This window comes from Faecalibacterium sp. BCRC 81149, from assembly GCF_022750605.1.
In the GTDB taxonomy this organism is placed as follows: domain Bacteria; phylum Bacillota; class Clostridia; order Oscillospirales; family Ruminococcaceae; genus Faecalibacterium; species Faecalibacterium duncaniae.
In genome coordinates, this window is the sequence record NZ_QXJA01000041.1 from 1 (window position 1) to 1,449 (window position 1,449).

Here is a 1,449-nt window from a genome sequence, read left to right on the forward strand (position 1 = left end):
CGGGCTGCATAGGCTTCCTGCCGTTCTTTGTCCAGCTTTTCATCCATTTTTCCAATCACTTGATAGAAAAATGCGGCAAGGCTGTGTCCCTCCAGACGGTCCACATCAGCCTGCTCTGCCAGCTTGGATTTTTCCAGCTTTTTCAGGCAATCAGCAAGCGTATCTCTCTGGGCGGTCAGTTCTTTCTGTTTTGCTTCGCAGCTTTTCTTTTCAGCGACCTGCTGCCAAAGCTCTTTCAACGTAGAATCACTCATATGGAATGTCCTTTCCCGGCATTACGTTTCTTCGTTCAGAAGCTGGTTCAAAAAATGCTGCCGATTATTTACAAATGTTTTGGTGATAACGTAGCTGTCCGTATCTTCATACTGACAAGGATGAATCGTGCCATTGTCGAAGCTAAAAATCTCAGCATCAGGCATTCCGAGGAGAATGGGTGAATGTGATACGATAATGAATTGCGCCCCTTCTTGGGCACACCGATAAATGTTGATCAGTAACGTGAGCTGCCGCTGCGGGGATAAAGCGGCTTCCGGCTCGTCAAAAATATAGACTCCATCTGCACCCATGTAGTCCTGCGCAATGGCGAGGAAACTTTCACCGTGTGATTTTTGGTGATAGCCTTTGGAGGGATGATCGTCATCGGAATAGTCGATTTCCTTGGTGGCTACATTATAGAAACTCTCTGCTCGGAGAAAATACCCGAACTTTGGTCTGCGATACCCCTTGGAAATCGTCATAGCCTCACATAGTTCCGAATGGGAGTTGTATGTGGAAAATGAATAGTTCTTCGTTCCACCCTCTGCGTTGAAGCCGTAAGCAACAGCGATTGCTTCCAGAAGCGTAGATTTTCCACTTCCATTTTCGCCAACAAAGAACGTAATGGGCTTATGGAATGTAAAAGTGTCGATTCCACTGATGGCAGGAATCTGACGAACATAATTGTATGGGCGAACTCTGTTCCAGTCGATGGTCAGCCCTTGGATAAACAAATCGTTCATACAGCACTCCATACTATATAATGTAAGAAACACTTAGCTCCGCTCAAACCCAAGATAGCGGGTGCCCTGAAAACTCAGCTTTCCGATGTCGCCCTGCACGAGCAGACCATAATCGCTTCCGTCCACTTCAAATTCCATCCGGTCGCCGCTCTCCACCTGAAAAGTCACATAGTACGATGTAAATGTGCTAGTGTCGTATCCGTGCGCACCGGACATATCTCCGGCATTGGCACTGCTGGAATGCGAAACATCGGTGCGCTTTGCTACCACTGTTGCCGGAACGGTAAGCCGCGGCGAGTGGTTGTTTTTGTTCCATGTGCGGAGATTTGAAATTAGAGCAAAGAAAAACATTCCAATAAAAAGCAGGAACAGGATTGGGAAAATGAAGCTGAATATAGCGTCAAACCATCCAAAAAACATTTTACTCCTCCAAAATTTCTTCCAGCAGGTC

Annotated in this window: 2 protein-coding genes and 1 pseudogene; all 3 read right to left on the bottom strand. The window is 46.6% G+C overall.

Annotation, left to right across the window (positions count from 1 at the left end; genetic code table 11):
• A pseudogene (locus D3F01_RS15825) lies at positions 1-254 on the bottom strand (hypothetical protein); the annotation flags it as partial.
• 21 nt (positions 255-275) lie between these two features.
• Positions 276-998 (bottom strand): AAA family ATPase, encoded by a 723-nt coding sequence (locus D3F01_RS15830; RefSeq protein WP_005921747.1) that lies wholly within the window; start codon positions 996-998, stop codon positions 276-278.
• A gap of 33 nt (positions 999-1,031) precedes the next feature.
• Positions 1,032-1,418, bottom strand: a complete 387-nt coding sequence (locus tag D3F01_RS15835; protein ID WP_015536783.1) for a DUF2500 domain-containing protein — start codon at positions 1,416-1,418, stop codon at positions 1,032-1,034.
• Positions 1,419-1,449 lie beyond the last annotated feature (31 nt).

Bases quoted from the DNA above. Each gene is read 5' to 3' on its own strand.
- D3F01_RS15830 (WP_005921747.1), bottom strand. From the start codon at position 998: ATGAACGATTTGTTTATCCAAGGGCTGACCATCGACTGGAACAGAGTT.
- D3F01_RS15835 (WP_015536783.1), bottom strand. From the start codon at position 1,418: ATGTTTTTTGGATGGTTTGACGCTATATTCAGCTTCATTTTCCCAATC.